The 16262-nt window shown below is 35.4% G+C and carries 15 protein-coding genes and 2 tRNA genes; 9 read left to right on the top strand and 8 right to left on the bottom strand.

The genetic code is table 11. The features are described 5' to 3' along the window. Window positions 1-75 precede the first annotated feature (75 nt). A complete protein-coding gene (gene rarD / locus JHT90_RS08425; RefSeq protein ID WP_201090344.1) occupies window positions 76-984 on the bottom strand; it encodes an EamA family transporter RarD in 909 nt (302 codons plus the stop codon). Further along, the gene (locus JHT90_RS08420) at window positions 984-1844 is read right to left on the bottom strand and encodes a carboxylate/amino acid/amine transporter (protein ID WP_201090343.1); all 861 of its coding nucleotides are present in this window, start codon (window positions 1842-1844) and stop codon (window positions 984-986) included. Before JHT90_RS08420 ends, rarD begins: the two co-directional genes overlap by 1 nt. 112 nt (window positions 1845-1956) lie before the next feature. On the opposite strand from JHT90_RS08420, the gene JHT90_RS08415 reads away from it, so the two are divergent. Both JHT90_RS08415 and JHT90_RS08410 read left to right on the top strand, forming a co-directional pair. Continuing rightward, entirely contained in the window at window positions 1957-2568 is a 612-nt protein-coding gene (locus JHT90_RS08415; protein ID WP_201090342.1) for an HAD family hydrolase, read from the top strand. Window positions 2569-2574: 6 nt separating this feature from the next. Continuing rightward, window positions 2575-2946 carry a DnaJ family domain-containing protein gene (locus tag JHT90_RS08410; RefSeq protein WP_201090341.1) on the top strand — a complete coding sequence of 124 codons (372 nt, stop codon included), beginning with the start codon at window positions 2575-2577 and terminating at the stop codon, window positions 2944-2946. A gap of 57 nt (window positions 2947-3003) precedes the next feature. On the opposite strand, the gene rnt is transcribed toward JHT90_RS08410, so the two are convergent. Continuing rightward, the gene (gene rnt / locus JHT90_RS08405) at window positions 3004-3672 is read right to left on the bottom strand and encodes a ribonuclease T (protein ID WP_201090340.1); all 669 of its coding nucleotides are present in this window, start codon (window positions 3670-3672) and stop codon (window positions 3004-3006) included. Next, on the bottom strand, window positions 3662-4717 hold the full coding sequence (pyrC, locus tag JHT90_RS08400) for a dihydroorotase (protein WP_201090339.1): 1056 nt from the start codon (window positions 4715-4717) through the stop codon (window positions 3662-3664). The genes rnt and pyrC overlap by 11 nt, the downstream gene beginning before the upstream one ends. A gap of 151 nt (window positions 4718-4868) precedes the next feature. On the opposite strand from pyrC, the gene prmB reads away from it, so the two are divergent. From prmB to JHT90_RS08370, 6 genes are all read left to right on the top strand, one after another. Continuing rightward, window positions 4869-5783 (top strand): 50S ribosomal protein L3 N(5)-glutamine methyltransferase, encoded by a 915-nt coding sequence (gene prmB, locus JHT90_RS08395; RefSeq protein WP_201090338.1) that lies wholly within the window; start codon window positions 4869-4871, stop codon window positions 5781-5783. 26 nt (window positions 5784-5809) lie between these two features. Beyond that, complete coding sequence (locus tag JHT90_RS08390; RefSeq protein ID WP_201090337.1) at window positions 5810-6211, top strand: DUF4345 family protein; 402 nt, start codon at window positions 5810-5812, stop codon at window positions 6209-6211. Between the two features lie 117 nt (window positions 6212-6328). Then, window positions 6329-6544 (top strand): 30S ribosomal protein S21, encoded by a 216-nt coding sequence (gene rpsU / locus JHT90_RS08385; RefSeq protein ID WP_109702367.1) that lies wholly within the window; start codon window positions 6329-6331, stop codon window positions 6542-6544. A gap of 116 nt (window positions 6545-6660) precedes the next feature. Continuing rightward, window positions 6661-8466, top strand: a complete 1806-nt coding sequence (dnaG, locus tag JHT90_RS08380; RefSeq protein WP_201090336.1) for a DNA primase — start codon at window positions 6661-6663, stop codon at window positions 8464-8466. An 84-nt stretch (window positions 8467-8550) separates the two neighbouring features. Further along, the gene (rpoD, locus tag JHT90_RS08375) at window positions 8551-10398 is read left to right on the top strand and encodes an RNA polymerase sigma factor RpoD (RefSeq protein WP_201090335.1); all 1848 of its coding nucleotides are present in this window, start codon (window positions 8551-8553) and stop codon (window positions 10396-10398) included. Between the two features lie 58 nt (window positions 10399-10456). Next, a tRNA-Ile gene (locus JHT90_RS08370) sits at window positions 10457-10533 on the top strand. A 178-nt stretch (window positions 10534-10711) separates the two neighbouring features. Here JHT90_RS08370 and JHT90_RS08365 read toward each other — a convergent pair. The 4 genes from JHT90_RS08365 to JHT90_RS08350 form a co-directional block, all read right to left on the bottom strand. Beyond that, a complete protein-coding gene (locus JHT90_RS08365) occupies window positions 10712-11035 on the bottom strand; it encodes a DUF3601 domain-containing protein (RefSeq protein ID WP_201090334.1) in 324 nt (107 codons plus the stop codon). 237 nt (window positions 11036-11272) lie between these two features. Then, the gene (locus JHT90_RS08360) at window positions 11273-11413 is read right to left on the bottom strand and encodes a hypothetical protein (protein WP_201090333.1); all 141 of its coding nucleotides are present in this window, start codon (window positions 11411-11413) and stop codon (window positions 11273-11275) included. 268 nt (window positions 11414-11681) lie between these two features. Next, entirely contained in the window at window positions 11682-12104 is a 423-nt protein-coding gene (locus tag JHT90_RS08355) for a hypothetical protein (RefSeq protein ID WP_201090332.1), read from the bottom strand. 839 nt (window positions 12105-12943) lie between these two features. After that, window positions 12944-13020, bottom strand: a tRNA-Arg gene (locus JHT90_RS08350). 610 nt (window positions 13021-13630) lie between these two features. On the opposite strand from JHT90_RS08350, the gene alaS reads away from it, so the two are divergent. Next, window positions 13631-16255: an alanine--tRNA ligase gene (gene alaS, locus JHT90_RS08345; RefSeq protein WP_201090331.1), complete on the top strand. Its 2625-nt coding sequence runs from the start codon at window positions 13631-13633 to the stop codon at window positions 16253-16255. The last annotated feature ends 7 nt before the right edge of the window (window positions 16256-16262 follow it).

The raw sequence follows: 16262 nt of genomic DNA, 5'->3' as shown, positions 1-16262 counted from the left end.
GCTGATTTTACCTAATATCCTATTTTGTGCAACGAACGATATCAGCAGTAGAGTTAAATTAATTAATAATTAAGTTTACTGGCGTGCTATTGCAGTTTTAGCCATTTGTTTTCTTAATATGAATAAACTGTCTATGATAACAAATAAAATGGCTAACCAAATAGGAATATATGTCCATAAATCAGTTTGGGTGAGAGGTTCTCTTAAAATAATTATTGCAAAAGCAAATAATAGAGCGGGCTCAACATAACTGAGAATTCCAAATAGCGTTACAGGCAATAAACGGCTAGAGGCTAATAAAGTAGCTAGTGCTATGGCTGTTAATAACCCTAATCCTGGCGCTAGTAGCCATAATACAGGTCTAGCTTGTAAAGTACTAAATGGATTTGTGTAAATAATAGTTACGATAGCCAAAGGTAAAATAATGCCCATTTCTAGTAGATAACCCGGAATGGGTTGAATTTGTAACCAACGCCTTAAGATAATATACAATGGATAAGTGGTAGCAATAATTGCTGTTACCCATGACAGTGAATGTGCCACCCATAACTGATGAGCTACCCCAATAACTGCTAAAATAATCGCGATTAATTGTAAAGGGCGCATGGTTTCTTTATAGATAAACCGACCACAAACAACTAATACTAATGGCGCTAAAAAATAACCTAAGGAGACATCAAGCATAATATTTGCAATCGGCCCCCAAACAAAAAAAGCTTGGTGGGTTGTGCTCATAATGGCGCAGAAGATTAATACTATAATTAGCTTAGGATTACTGGTTAAGCGTTTAACTGTTGCTTGAAAGACAGCCGTTTGCTTAGTAATAATTAATAATAGTAATAAAGCAAAAAAAGTCCAAAAGATACGTAATGCAAGGATTTGCGTAGCTGTTAATGGCAATAGCCATAAAAAATAAGCAGGTAAGCAGGCAAATAAAACAGAAGCAAGTATTGAAAGTGCCATGCCTTTCTTAGAAAGTTCCATTATAAAGTCCTATTTCTACCTAGCTTATTAATCCACAAAGAGCTTGCAATAATACTCCCGCCTAGCATTAATCGCAAAATATCTGCATTATGGTTCCAAATAATAATATTAACAATTAAACCTGCGGGAATAAGTGCGTTATTCATTATGCCTAACGTACCTGCATCCACTTGACAAGCGCCTTTGTTCCACCAATACATGCCTAAGGCAGAGGCGGCAAGCCCTAACCAAGCTAGAATAGCCCATTGTGTTGTGCTAATTTGGGGAATGGTGGCGGCATTTCCTAATAACAAAAAAGCAGGCAAGGCTACTAGAAAACCACCAATATAAAAATAGCCCCAGCGTTTGTATTGTGGCACGGAGGATGGATAATGTTTAACTAAAAACTTATAATAAACTTGGCCTGCTGCAAAGGTGAAATTGGCTACTTGTAATAATAAAAATCCCACCAGAAAATTTTGGCTTACGGCATCATATCGGATAATCCCTGCGCCAAATACAGCAACTAAAGCAGCTAATAATGCCCAAGCTTGAAAACGACGATTTAACAGGTCATCAATTAGCGTAATATGGAGCGGTGTTAGAATGGTAAACAGCAATACTTCAGGCACTGTGAGCATGGAGAAGCTTAAGTATAAACAAACATAAGTAATGCCAAACTGCAAAGCACCACAAATCATCACCCCTTTAATAAAAGGTTTTGCTATACCACGCCATTGGGTGATAGGTAAAAATACTAAAGCAGCCAATGAGATACGAGTTACTACCGCAAAGTAACTATCTACACTGCCAGCTAAATATTCACCTATTAGGCTAAATGAGAAAGCCCATAAAATTGTAACAATAATAAGGTAAAACATTGGTTTATAACAAATCGATTATTTATTAAAAAGGTGGTGATACAATGGACGCCAGATTATAAGTGATAATAGACAAGCTATCACCCATAAAGTTGTTAAAAGAGAAATAGTTATGGTAATTAAACAGAAGAAACCTAAAGCGATCAAATATTGGGTATTTGATATGGATGGCACATTAACGCAAGCTGTCCATGATTTTCCTGCCATTCGTAAAGCTTTAGGTATTCCGCCAGAAGCTGATATTCTTGCTCATCTAGCATCATTACCAGAGCAAGAGAAAGCAGAAAAAAATGCTTGGTTAATAGAGCATGAAAAAGAACTGGCTGAAAATGCGAAGCCTGCTTTAGGTTCTGTAGAGTTAGTAAAATTTTTAAAAGAGCAAGACTATCAACTGGCTATTTTAACCAGAAATGACCAACAACTTGCTTATATAACTCTGCAAGCAATAGGCTTGGATCAGTTCTTTACTAAAGATCTTGTGTTAGGACGTAATGAGGCGCAACCTAAACCATCACCTGATGGTATGTTGAAATTAGCTGATAGATGGCAAGTAGCTCCTGACAATATGTTAATTATAGGTGATTTTCTGCATGATCTAGCCAGTGGTAAAAATGCAGGTACTCATACTATTTTAGTAAACTATCCTAATAATGCATGGCCTGAATTGGTTGATTGGTACTATCCAAATTGCCAACATTTATTAAACGATCTACAGCAGTCGTAAAGTAGCATGTCTATTATTGATGATTGGGCAGAAAAGCATATTTTGCAAGCCATTGAAAAAGATGAGCTAGATAATTTATCAGGGCAAGGCAAGCCTTTAACTATTGATGATGATAGCCATGTACCACCACAACTTAAAGCGGCTTATCGAATACTAAAGAATTCAGGCTTTTTACCCGCAGAACTAGAGGATCGCAAACGGGCTTTAGAACTTGTAGATTTATTGGAAACCGTAGAAGAGGACTCAGAAGAATTTACTTTAAAAGCAAGAGAGCTAGAAAAACTGGAATTAAAAATGAAGCTGGCAGGTATTAATACAAATTTCTTACAGAGTAAATATAAAACTAAGCTTGTAAGGGCATTAATAACAGTTAAATAAACGAGATTTTATAATCCTCTAATGCTGTTGCAAGAGAGGATATAAGCAATAAAAGCATTAATAGTTATGCCAACCACCTATTTCTTTCCATAAATTTACTATATTACAAAATAGTTCTGCTGTTTTTTCTGTGTCATAACGAGCGGAGTGAGCTTCTTTCTGGTTAAATTCAATCCCTGAGGCTTCACAAGCTTTCGCTAATACTGTTTGGCCATAAGCAAGGCCTGCTAAAGTAGCTGTGTCAAAGCTTGAGAAAGGATGGAAAGGATTGCGTTTTATATCGGTACGGGTAATCGCAGCATTTAAAAAACCTAAATCAAAACTGCTGTTATGGCCTACTAAAATAGCGCGTTTACAATCATTGGCTTTTAACGATTTGCGTATTCCACGAAAAATTTCAGTTAAAGCAAATTCTTCAGTAACCGTAATGCGTAATGGATGATCAAGCTTTATACCTGTAAACTCTAAAGCACTGGCTTCAATATTGGCTCCTTCAAAAGGCTCAATACGATAGAAATAACTATGTTCAGGATAAAGAAGACCATTGTCATCCATGCTAATAGTGGTTGCTGCTATTTCAAGTAATGCATCTGTTGTGGCATTAAAACCACCTGTTTCAACATCAACTACAACCGGTAAATAGCCACGAAAACGTTGCGCCATTGGGTGTTTTTGGCTAGTTTGTTTAGTTTCCTCAAAATGGTTATCCATATACTCATTTGCCATTGTTGTTCTCATTCAAATATTGCCAGTGTATGGCTTCTCCAGCACGTAGTGGGGTTAATTGGTTATCACCAAAGGGTAATGAGCTTGGTGCAGTCCATTTCTTGCGTATTAAAGTGATTGTATCGCTATTAACAGGTAGGTTGTAGAAATTAGGACCAAAACGACTGGTAAAATTTTCTAGTTTATCTAATGCATCTGCTTGATCAAACGCTTCTGTATACAGCTCAATAGCGGCAAATGCCGTATAACAACCAGCACAACCGCATGTTGCCTCTTTTGTCTGCGTAGCATGAGGGGCAGAGTCTGTTCCTAAAAAGAATTTTGGATTACCACTAGTTGCCGCGGCTATCAGTGCTTGTTGATGACTATTTCGCTTTAAAATGGGTAAGCAGTAATAATGGGGACGAATACCACCGACTAACATATGATTACGGTTATAAAGTAAGTGATGGGCGGTAATCGTTGCCGCTATGTTATTAGCTGTTTGTTTTACAAATTCAACCGCGTCTTGTGTAGTGATATGCTCTAATACTATTTTTAGATCAGGAAAATGTTTAACTAATTTAGTTAAATGTTCATCAATAAAGTATTTTTCACGATCGAAGATATCTATTTCAGGACGTGTAATTTCACCATGCAATAACAGTGGAAGCCCTTGTTCAGCCATGCATTCTAAAATAGGGTAGATAACTTCTAATGAGGTGACGCCAGAGTCAGAGTTGGTGGTAGCTCCAGCGGGGTATAATTTTGCAGCATAAACAATACCACTAGCTTTAGCTGTTTTTATATCTTCAATAGTGGTGTTATCTGTTAAATAGAGCGTCATTAAGGGTTCAAATTGTTTGCCACTAGGAATGGCAGCAAGAATGCGTTGTTGGTAGTCTCTAGCTTGTTGTGCATTTTTGACAGGTGGAACTAAGTTTGGCATCACAATAGCACGTGCAAACTGACTAGCCGCATCTTTTACTGTTTGTTGTAATGCGACACCATCTCGTAGATGAATATGCCAATCATCAGGACGAATAATGGTTATTTGGTCTTGCATAAATGGATCCTAGTAACAATATTGGTGGAATATGTTACCGTAAAAAAACTGATAAAACATATTAAAAAGCTATTTTTTTATTAAAAATAGTGTTAGTAGGTGGTTTATTCTATTATATTATTCATTGTCTCTCATTTAAAGGTTGTATTAAATGCTACCTAAAACTTCAAACTTATTAACGATAAAAGATTATATTCGTTGGTCAGTTACCCAGTTTCATCAACATGATTTATTCTTTGGTCATGGTACTGATAATGCATGGGATGATGCTCGGCAATTGGTTTTAGGGTATTTAAGTTTACCCTTTGATTTGCCAGATACTTATTTGAATTGCCGCTTAGAGCAAGAGGAACAAGCAGAGCTAACCAGTTTAATTAATGAGCGGATTGAAAAAAGAATTCCTACGGCTTATTTACTCGGTGAAGCATGGTTTTGTGGGCGACCATTTTATGTTGATGAAAGGGTGTTGATACCAAGATCACCCATTGCCGAACTAATTTTAAATCAATTTAAACCTTACCTCATATCTACACCCAAGCGTATTTTAGACTTGTGCTGTGGCTCAGGGTGCATAGGTATTGCTTGTGCGCAGCAATTTACTAAAGCTGAGGTAATCTTGGCAGACCTATCATTTGAAGCGTTAGAGGTGGCTAATTTAAATATCGAGCGTTATCACCTTGATAATAGGGTATATACCGTACAAGGTGATTGTTTCGATAGTTTACCCAAACAACGTTTTGATTTAATTGTATGTAATCCTCCCTATGTTGATGCAGAGGATATGGCAGATATTCCACCAGAATTTCAACATGAGCCAGAATTAGGCCTAGCTGCAGGGGAAGATGGCTTAGATATTGTTAAAGTTATCTTGGCAGAGGCTGCAAATCATCTTACAGAACAAGGTATCTTGATTGTAGAGGTTGGTAATAGTGAAGTACATGTTAAGGAATTATATCCTGAAATAGATTTTACATGGTTAGAGTTTGCACAAGGCGGGCATGGTGTATTTTTATTAACAGCACAGCAGTGTGTAGCTTACCAATCAGCTTTTGAAGAGTTGCTATAGCGTTTGATGTAATAGTAGAGTTGTAAATGATTGTAATAAAAGACAAAGCGGCGCAAATTTTTTTAGCTATATCAGGTATTATTTTTATAGTTTTAGGGTTGATGGTAGGGTTACCAAGCGAAGGATATTTAAGCAAATTATTTAATGCTTCCATTAATGGTAGTGAGTTACATATCTTTCGAACCCTTATGGGTATATATTTAGCGCTTGGATCATTATTTATATATGGTTGCTTTTCCAAGTCACATGTCCATATTTTATTAAATGTTGAACTAGTGGTTGTAACAGGATTAATTGCAGGGCTGTCTTTTAGTTTATTGGTAGATGGGTATCATCATTGGTCATCAGTGGTTATGTTGCTTGTAGATATTGTATTGTTTAGCTTCTGTATTTTTTTCCTTTTTAAATCATTGCCAAAAAATATATAGAAAAACTTGCTTAGCCAAGCAAAAAATAGTAGTATTGCGACTTTCATTTAACTGGGTACTTATTATAAGTACTATTTATCAACGAATTATTAACTGTTTATTAAAGGTAAGACCTGAATGCCTGCTGTTAAAGTCAAAGAAAATGAACCTTTCGATGTAGCATTACGTCGTTTCAAGCGCGCTTGTGAGAAAGCTGGTGTATTGGCTGATGTCCGTAGTCGTGAATTTTATGAAAAACCTACGGCTGAACGTAAGCGTAAAAAGGCAGCAGCTGTTAAGCGTCATGCGAAGAAAGTTTCGCGTGAGCAACGTCCAGCAAAACACAATTATTAATTGATCGTTAAAATTTAAGCTTTAATAAGCTTGAATTTCAATAATAATTCTTAAAAACTCCATCCTAGCCATTAGGATGGAGTTTTTATTTTTCAGATTTGGTAAAATAAGAAACTATGGCTGGGCTAATACCACAAACGTTTATTGATGACTTATTAAATCGCGTAGATGTCGTTGACGTGGTAGGGAGTCGCATTCAACTAAAAAAAAGTGGTAAAAACTATTCAGCTTGTTGTCCTTTTCATCATGAAAAAACACCTTCCTTTACGGTAAGCCCTGATAAGCAATTTTATTATTGCTTTGGTTGTGGAGCGTCAGGTAGCGCATTAGGGTTTATCATGGAGTATGACCACTTAGATTTTCCTCAAGCGGTAGAAGTGTTAGCTAAGCAATTGGGATTGGATATTCCTTATGAGGAAGGCTCATTACACAAAGGGCAACGTCAATCTATAGATTCTCCCCTATATTCACTATTAACCAAAGCAACTGAATTTTATCAGCAAGCACTAAGAACACATCCTGCCAAACAAATAGCAGTAGACTATTTTAAACAGCGTGGTTTGACTGGGGTTATTGCCCGTGATTTTGGTTTAGGTTTTGCGCCGCCAGGTTGGGATAACCTTATTAAAGCTTTGGATGCTGATGATGCTCAACAGAAATTGTTAATAGATGCAGGCTTGGTGGTAGAAAATGCTGATAACGGCCGCCGTTATGATCGTTTTCGCGATAGAGTAATGTTTCCTATTCGTGATACTAAGGGTAGGGTGATAGCATTTGGTGGTAGGGTTCTAGGCGATGATAAACCCAAATATCTTAATTCCCCAGAAACACCTATTTTCCATAAAAGTGAAGTGCTTTATGGATTATATGAGGTCAGGAAAAATAATCGCCATTTAGACGAGATTATTGTATTAGAAGGTTATATGGATGTTATTGCTATGGCTCAGTTTGGCTTTAGTAATGGTGTCGCTACCTTGGGTACAGCGACATCAGAAGAACATATAAAACGACTCTTTCGTATTGTTAATAATATATTATTTTGCTTTGATGGGGATGCAGCAGGTCGCAAAGCAGCTTGGCGCGCTTTAGAATCTGCCTTACCTTATTTACAAGATGGTAAAAAGGTTAGATTTCTATTTTTACCTGATGGCGAAGATCCAGATAGTTTAATACGGGCTGAGGGTGAAGACGCTTTTCGAGCGCGTATTAGTCAGCAAGCACAGTCTTTAACCGATTACTTTTTTAGTCATTTAATGGAAGAGGCTGCACCTAATAGCTTAGAGGGAAAAGCCCATCTTGCTTCTATGGCTACTCCGTTGCTAACGAAAATGCCTAATAGTGGCTTAAAAACTTTGATGTATCAGAAATTAGAAGATCTAACTGGGTTAGATCAAAGTCATTTATTGACTATTAAGTCCGCTCAAAAACAACCTATGAAAAATGTTTCTACTAACACAGAATATTTTGAAGTAGCTACTTATACTAAAATAAATAAAACGGTTGAAGTAACGCCTGCTCTGGTGGCATTACGTCATTTATTAAAAAAGCCAACATTAATTACTAAGGTTAAGAATATAAGTGAGCTCAATGAGGTTGAGAGTGATTATGGTAAGTTTTTATTAAAAACTATTACTTTTTTACAAAAAGAGCCTAATTTAAATAGTTTTCAATTAATGGGTAAATTAGCAAGCTTTGATAAAGCAGGGTTATTAGTGAATTTATTAACTGATGAAAAACTACTTAATAATGAACGAGACCTTGAAAAAGAGTTTATAGACGCCATATTGGTACTAATTAAGCAACAAAATGAAACTAAAAGTGAAACCCAGTTAGATAGGTTGCTTAAAAAAGGCATTGCTTTAACAGATGAAGAAAAGAGCCAATTAACAGAATTACTTGCCATTAAAGCTAAGACAAAGTGATTAGTATTGGTTTAGTAGGCTATTTTCTGCTATACTGTTCAGCTAATTTTCTTTTTGCTATAGATCTACCTTGGATAGAGTCCTATGTCTGAAAACCAGCAATCCCGTTTAAAAGAATTGATTAGTCGTGGCCGTGAACAAGGCTATTTGACTTATGCGGATGTTAATGATCATTTGCCTGAGGATATTTCAGATCCAGAGCAGGTCGAAGATATCATCCGAATGATTAATGATATGGGGATTAATGTTTATGAAGTAGCCCCTGATGAAGATTCTTTACTACTCTCTGATGCCAATACTGATGAAGTAGCTGCTGAAGAAGCGGCAGCTGTATTAGCGGCTGTTGAAAGTGATATTGGTCGTACTACAGACCCAGTGCGCATGTATATGCGTGAAATGGGAACGGTAGATCTGTTAACCCGTGAGGGTGAAATTGAAATCGCGAAACGTATTGAAGAAGGTATTCGCGATGTAATGAGTGCTATTGTGCATTTCCCTGGTCCTGTAGAACACGTTTTAGCAGAATATGAACGCATAACTACAGAAAATGGCCGTTTATCTGATCTATTGATTGGTTACATTGATGCAGAAAATGGTGACTTATCTGAAGAAGAAATCCCCTTAGAAATTAAAGAAAAAGAAGTCGCTGCAAAAGATGATGATTTAGAAGATGATGAAGATGAAGAAGCATCAGATTCAGACGATAGTGATGGTGAAAGTGGACCAGATCCAGAAGAGGCACGAATTCGTTTTACAGCTGTAGCAGAGCAGTTTGCAGCAGTACAAAAGCTAATGAAAAAAAGCTCTCGTAAATCAGCCAAAGTACAAGAGCAATTACAACTATTAGCTGATATCTTAATGCCAATTAAACTAGTGCCTAAGCAATACGATATTGTAATAGGTATGGTGCGTCAGGCACTAAGTGAAGTGCGCAAGCGTGAGCGTCTGATTATGCAAGCATGTGTGCGTAATGCCAAAATGCCACGTACCGATTTTTTACGCCACTTCCCAAGCAATGAAACCAATGTGAATTGGGCGGCTAAAATTGCCAGTGGTAAGAGTAAATATGCTGAAGCAATGGCTGAACAAGTCGAAAATATTCAAGCTTTACAACAAGAGTTATTGGATATTGAAGAAAACCTAGGTCTGAAGATTGCTGAAGTGAAAGATATTAACCGTCGTGTTTCTATTGGCGAAGCTAAAACACGTCGTGCTAAGAAAGAAATGGTTGAAGCAAACTTGCGTTTAGTTATTTCAATTGCTAAGAAATATACTAACCGTGGCCTACAATTTTTAGATCTTATTCAAGAAGGTAATATTGGCCTAATGAAGGCAGTGGATAAGTTTGAATACCGTCGTGGTTATAAGTTCTCAACTTATGCTACGTGGTGGATTCGTCAAGCTATTACTCGCTCAATTGCCGACCAAGCTAGAACCATCCGTATTCCTGTACATATGATCGAAACGATTAATAAACTCAATCGTATTTCACGTCAAATGCTACAAGAAATGGGTCGTGAGCCAACCCCTGAAGAATTAGGTGAGCGCATGGATATGCCTGAGGATAAAATCCGTAAGGTATTAAAAATTGCTAAAGAGCCTATCTCAATGGAAACGCCCATTGGTGATGATGAAGATTCGCATCTTGGCGATTTTATTGAAGATGCAACCATGCAGTTACCTGTTGATGTCGCAACTTCTGAAAGCTTGAAAGAAGCGACGCGAGAAGTACTATCAGGCTTAACTGCTCGTGAAGCAAAAGTACTGAGAATGCGCTTTGGTATTGATATGAATACTGACCATACTTTAGAAGAGGTTGGTAGACAGTTTGATGTAACACGTGAACGGATTCGACAAATTGAAGCTAAGGCTTTAAGAAAATTACGTCATCCTACACGCAGTGAGCATCTGCGTTCGTTCTTAGACGAATAATTTTCTTAAAAATAGGTTGGCGAATTTACTTTCTATCTGTATAATTTGCCCCCACTAAGGGCCTATAGCTCAGTTGGTTAGAGCAGCGGACTCATAATCCGTTGGTCGCAGGTTCGAGTCCTGCTGGGCCCACCATTTAAAAGCTAGTAATTGTAAGAGATTGCTGGCTTTTTTATTGTCAAATTGAAACGGTTAGTTTCCGCATCATTTTAAATAGTTTTCATAGCATTATATATCTAGCTGTTTATCTCTTCGCTTTTAATAACAGTGCGTTAGGTAAAGGGTAAAACTAGGTTTATCACTTAAGTTAGGATTAATTGCTTGTAATATGCTCGATGGTTGGAATTAATTGAATAAATTGCTCTATGTTGTTAGCAATATATCGCTGTTCTTCCAGCAACAGCCAAAGCGGAATCATCATTTCGTGTTTTCCATCAAATGATACTATCCATTGTAATCCTTCATCGTAAGGCAAAAAAGAATAACCTAAATATTGCCATTTTTCTCCAACCACATGAAGATTATTATCATTATCTGTAAAAGGTTTAATTATTTTGTAGAAATTATTTACCTTTAAATAACCATAATTTTCACTCTTGCTTTTGCTATAAAATCCTATGGGCTTCAAGTTTTGCATATTTTTCGGTCAAAGCTAGATGAATTGATAGTATGATTTAATCATAACTTAGCATAAGTTAAAAAACACTTACAATCCATTAATTGAATATTATTTATTAAAACGATATATCTTCTTTAGGTATTCTTTAATATTAATCTATTATTAATCAAGCCATTCGCTTAGTAGAGCGAATTTTATATTATTTAATATCTTTAAGTCAGAGAATAGACTGAGATTTATAATTTTTATATAGAGTTAATTGTCAGTGGAAGTAGGTTTTTTTTCTTCTGATTCTATTTGCTTAATCAATTCATCTATTAGTTTTTTTTCTTCAACTGTTAAAGAACGTTTTAAACGGCTTTCTGCAAATACTTGTAATTCTTTATTAAGGTCCATAATGATTTCATCTTGATAAAAATTATAGGTTTACTATAGTTTAAAATAGGTTTTTTTAAATTGGCTTTTAGTGGAAATGGTGATTAATAAATTTAATTGTTAGTAGGTTGAGACGTTATTTAAAAATTAAATAAATAACAGTAGATTTGATAGACTTTTAATGGGTATAAATAAAGCTAGAATAATAATATTAAAGTATTAAGAATAGTTTGTTTTATACAATGGTTTAAATAAGGTAATTAGCTAACTAATCACCTTATTTTTTTCATTATTGAGATACTTTATTTAAAGTATCTTGTTCTCTTTGATGAACTCTGTTCTCAAATTGTTGCTTTTGATCAGCACGTTGTTGTCTAGCAGCTCTCTTGTCTGCTTCAAATTTCTCTTTGCGTGCTTCACGTTCTTTCTTTAGCTCTTCTTTGGTTTTTACACCATTTTGATGCTCTTGCTTTCTCGCTTCAAGTGATTGCTTATCAGCTTCATATTTATTTTTGGCTTCTTCTCTGTTAGTTTTAACTTTATCTTTTAATGCTTGTCGTTCACTAGCAGCCTGTTCTCTATCGGCTTGCTTTTTCTCTGCCATAGTTTCTTTAAAAGTTTTATGTTGCATATGTTCTGTTTGCTCTTGAGCATAAACTGCTGTGCTTGAAAGAGCTAATGCTAATACTGCAAATGGAAGTGCTTTGTTCATTTTATAACTACCTTATAAAAAAATAATAATGTGAATATTATGGTAGTCAGCTGTGTGATAAAAGAAAAGCGCTAGATTGTTTCTAAAAATATCTTGACTGCAAAGGGAGAGAAGGGTTTATTAGTCTTTTGTCTAAAAAAATAGAAACGTTATCTCTAAATAAAAAACTCTAAACAAGATGTTTAGAGCATATAAAAAAGAAATTAAAATGATGTTAGCTAGGAGCTAGAATCATTTATAAACCACAAAAATTATGGGTGTCAAGAATGTTTTTATTAAGTGATTAAAATAACCAATTGTTAAAAACAATATCTAATACTTTTGTATATAGTTTGATTTTTTATGTATGTTTTTTTTGTTTGAAATAATAAATTTTATAAATGATTCAATAAAATAAAATCTTTAGAAACAACAAAAGAGATATAAATGAGATATTTAAGTTCGGATGATATTTTTAATATCACATAGTTTATTCATTCACCATCAATAAGAGACAGCATTTTGTTTGCCTAAGATAAAAGTAACTTTGAATGTGGGCAGAAACTAAAAGGTACGACAGCTTAATATGAGTTGATACAAGTACTAACTGATATCGGTCATAAAGGTATACTGTTTGAGAAAATTCCTGGCTTGTCTATTTCAGAAAGTGAGGCAACAAAAACCTACATTTTGTCAGGGAAAACCTATAAGTTATTTAAATTCCGGCCATAAAAAGTCTTTTGTCTAATCTTATAAAGATTAAATTAATTAAAAATTGATTAGTAATAGTCAAAATAATTTGCAATAAAAATATTTTATGGGACAAATTTAAATTTGTGGGATAAATAAAAGTCTAAAAATGGTGCGCAAGGCGGGATTCGAACCCGCGACCTACCGCTTAGGAGGCGGTCGCTCTATCCAGCTGAGCTACAAGCGCAAAAAAACTATTATAAACAATAATTTTATCATAACCCTTAAGTTAATTACTATACGATAACTACAGCACAAATGTATGTTGTTTTTTATAATTTTGATCTTAATATCAATGAAAAGAAAATTTATAAATAAAATTAGTTATTATCCTCTATTTATAAAAACTTTTTGAAACATAAAGGTAGCTAATTTAGTATTACTGATAAAAGATACTTTTATGTTATAGATCAATCTATTATCTATAGTATGTTGTATATTAAGCCATTATTGAAAGTACCTTGATAATCCTGTAGAATACGTGGGATTAAGTAGAATTTTAATTGAATTAATGATTAGTTATTTGATCATTGTTGGTTAGGTTTTATTATTGCATTATTCTAGCCCTGTCTGTTTTCTGATAGACAGGGCTGTTTGTTGTGGCGCATTTACTCAGTAATTATATTTAAAATGGTAAAAGTACTTATTTAGTAGGTGTGTCTATCAATACAGTATTAGCAATATGTATTTAATATTTCAATAAGTTTTTTTATATAGATTAGATATATATTGAAAAATAGAATTTAAATTAAGATGATTAATATGCCCTTTAGTTGCCAAATCTCGCGGAATACTTTATGAGAAGTACAGAAATTCGTGAAGCTTATTTACGTTTCTTTGAAAGTAAAAAACATACTCGTGTTCCTTCCAGCTCTCTAGTCCCCGATAACGATCCCACCTTATTGTTTACTAATGCAGGTATGAATCAATTTAAGGATTGTTTTTTAGGGGGTGAAAAACGTTCTTATACTCGTGCTACTACAAGCCAGAAATGCGTAAGAGCAGGTGGTAAGCATAATGACTTAGAGAATGTAGGTTATACCGCTAGACACCATACTTTTTTTGAAATGTTAGGTAATTTTAGCTTTGGTGATTATTTTAAGAAAGACGCCATTAGTTATGCTTGGGAGTTTCTAACATCTCCTGAGTGGTTAGGTCTGCCTAAAGAAAAATTATGGGTCACTATTTATCAGGATGATGATGAAGCTTTTGATATATGGACTAATCATGTAGGTGTACCAGCAGAACGAATTATTCGTATTGGTGACAATAAGGGCGCTCCTTATGCTTCAGATAATTTCTGGACAATGGGCGATACTGGTCCTTGTGGTCCTTGTACAGAAATTTTTTATGACCATGGCGCTGAAATTTGGGGCGGTCTTCCTGGTACTCCAGAAGAAGATGGTGACCGCTATATAGAAATTTGGAATGTGGTCTTTATGCAGTTTAATCGTACTGCAGATGGTGTAATGCATCCATTGCCAGCACCAAGTGTAGATACAGGAATGGGCTTGGAGCGTATTAGTGCAGTAATGCAGCATGTCCACTCTAATTACGAAATTGATTTATTCCAGAGCTTGTTAAAAGTGGCTGCTGAAGCTATTAGTTGTGAAAATGATGACGCACCTTCTTTAAAAGTGGTGGCAGATCATATACGTTCTTGTAGTTTTTTAATTGCAGATGGGGTTTTGCCTTCTAATGAAGGGCGAGGCTATGTATTACGTCGTATTATTCGTCGTGCCTGCCGTCATGGTAATAAATTAGGTGCTAAGGGTGCATTTTTCCATAAAATAGTGGCTGCATTAGTTGCTGAAATGGGTAATGCTTATCCTGAGCTTCAACAAAATCAAAGCCATATTGAACGTGTTTTAAAAGCAGAAGAAGAACAATTTGCTAAAACATTGGATCAGGGATTACGTATTTTAGAGCAAGATTTAGCAGAGTTAACCAGTAATACTATTCCTGGTGATGTTATCTTTAAGTTATATGATACTTATGGTTTCCCTGTTGATTTAACCAATGATATTGCTCGTGAAAGAGGATTGGTGTTGGATGAAGAAGGTTTCCAACACAATATGAAAGAACAACAAGCACGTGCTAAATCAGCTAGCCATTTTAGCGTAGATTACAACAGTATTCTTAAAATAGATTCTGAAACAGAATTTACAGGCTATGATTATTTAGCAGATGAAGGCAAAGTAATTAGCTTATTAAAAGGTAATGAAAGCATTACTGAGTTACAAGTAGGTGATGAAGGGTGTGTTATCTTAGATAAAACGCCTTTCTATGCGGAGTCAGGTGGCCAAGTAGGTGATGCGGGTTACTTATTTTTAGATGGTGTACGCTTTGAAGTGACTGATGTAACCAAAGTAAAAGGTGCTTTTTTACATCATGGTAAGGTAGCTGAAGGAGCTATCCACACAGGTATGTTACTAAAAGCGGTAGTCAATATTAATGTGCGTAAAGCTACTGCATTAAACCATTCAGCAACACATTTATTACATGCTGCTTTACGTAATGTATTAGGAGATCATGTACAGCAAAAAGGTTCATTAGTTGATAGTCAGCGTCTTCGTTTTGACTTTAGCCATTTTGAAGCAGTGACACCTGCACAAATTGGTGAATTAGAACGATTAGTCAATGAACAAATACGTTTAAATACGCAAGTTCAAACCAAAGTTACCGATATAGACACAGCAAAAGAAATGGGAGCTATGGCGCTATTTGGAGAAAAATACGGCGATGTAGTACGTGTTCTTTCAATGGGTAGTGGTTTCTCTGTTGAACTATGTGGTGGTACGCACGTTGAGCGCACAGGTGATATTGGTTTATTTAAAATTATTGCAGAAACAGGTATAGCCTCGGGTGTGCGTCGTATTGAAGCAGTAACTGGCGCTGTTGCCTTTGATTATTTAAACTCCGCAGACAATGATTTAAAAACAGCTGCTCAATTATTAAAAGGTAACAAAGATAATTTCTTTGAAAAACTGAAGTCTGTGTTAGAACAGAATCGTCATCTGGAAAAAGAAATAGAACAACTAAAAGCGAAATTAGCTTCAGCAGCAGGCAGTGATTTAGTATCTAATGCGTTAGATATTAAAGGTATAAAAGTTTTAGCAACACGCGTTGATGGTCAGGATAATAAAGCATTATTGGCCTTATTAGACCAACTTAAAAATAAATTAGGTTCAGCTGTTATTTTATTGGCCAGTGAATTAGACGGAAAAGTTGTTTTAGTCGCTGGTGTAACAGATGATCTAAGTAGTAAGTTAAAAGCAGGGGATTTAATTAAACAAGCCTGTGAAGTAGTAGAAGGTAAGGGCGGTGGTCGTCCAAGTATGGCACAAGGTAGTGGCAGTAATGTTTCAAAAATTGATGAGGCATTAACTTTAGCAACTACTTTTGTAGAACAGACTTTATAGCAAAATA

This window comes from Entomomonas asaccharolytica, assembly GCF_016653615.1.
Taxonomy (GTDB): Bacteria; Pseudomonadota; Gammaproteobacteria; order Pseudomonadales; family Pseudomonadaceae; genus Entomomonas; species Entomomonas asaccharolytica.
This window is presented reverse-complemented; position numbering and strand designations above follow the sequence as displayed.

What these genes read in the sequence shown, in the direction of transcription:
- JHT90_RS08360 (WP_201090333.1), bottom strand. Translation starts at nt 11,413, where the DNA reads ATGGACCTTAATAAAGAATTACAAGTATTTGCAGAAAGCCGTTTAAAA.
- JHT90_RS08355 (WP_201090332.1), bottom strand. Translation starts at nt 12,104, where the DNA reads ATGAACAAAGCACTTCCATTTGCAGTATTAGCATTAGCTCTTTCAAGC.
- rarD (WP_201090344.1), bottom strand. Translation starts at nt 984, where the DNA reads ATGGAACTTTCTAAGAAAGGCATGGCACTTTCAATACTTGCTTCTGTT.
- alaS (WP_201090331.1), top strand. Translation starts at nt 13,631, where the DNA reads ATGAGAAGTACAGAAATTCGTGAAGCTTATTTACGTTTCTTTGAAAGT.
- rnt (WP_201090340.1), bottom strand. Translation starts at nt 3,672, where the DNA reads ATGGCAAATGAGTATATGGATAACCATTTTGAGGAAACTAAACAAACT.
- rpoD (WP_201090335.1), top strand. Translation starts at nt 8,551, where the DNA reads ATGTCTGAAAACCAGCAATCCCGTTTAAAAGAATTGATTAGTCGTGGC.
- rpsU (WP_109702367.1), top strand. Translation starts at nt 6,329, where the DNA reads ATGCCTGCTGTTAAAGTCAAAGAAAATGAACCTTTCGATGTAGCATTA.
- JHT90_RS08390 (WP_201090337.1), top strand. Translation starts at nt 5,810, where the DNA reads ATGATTGTAATAAAAGACAAAGCGGCGCAAATTTTTTTAGCTATATCA.
- dnaG (WP_201090336.1), top strand. Translation starts at nt 6,661, where the DNA reads ATGGCTGGGCTAATACCACAAACGTTTATTGATGACTTATTAAATCGC.
- JHT90_RS08415 (WP_201090342.1), top strand. Translation starts at nt 1,957, where the DNA reads ATGGTAATTAAACAGAAGAAACCTAAAGCGATCAAATATTGGGTATTT.
- JHT90_RS08410 (WP_201090341.1), top strand. Translation starts at nt 2,575, where the DNA reads ATGTCTATTATTGATGATTGGGCAGAAAAGCATATTTTGCAAGCCATT.
- prmB (WP_201090338.1), top strand. Translation starts at nt 4,869, where the DNA reads ATGCTACCTAAAACTTCAAACTTATTAACGATAAAAGATTATATTCGT.
- pyrC (WP_201090339.1), bottom strand. Translation starts at nt 4,717, where the DNA reads ATGCAAGACCAAATAACCATTATTCGTCCTGATGATTGGCATATTCAT.
- JHT90_RS08420 (WP_201090343.1), bottom strand. Translation starts at nt 1,844, where the DNA reads ATGTTTTACCTTATTATTGTTACAATTTTATGGGCTTTCTCATTTAGC.
- JHT90_RS08365 (WP_201090334.1), bottom strand. Translation starts at nt 11,035, where the DNA reads ATGCAAAACTTGAAGCCCATAGGATTTTATAGCAAAAGCAAGAGTGAA.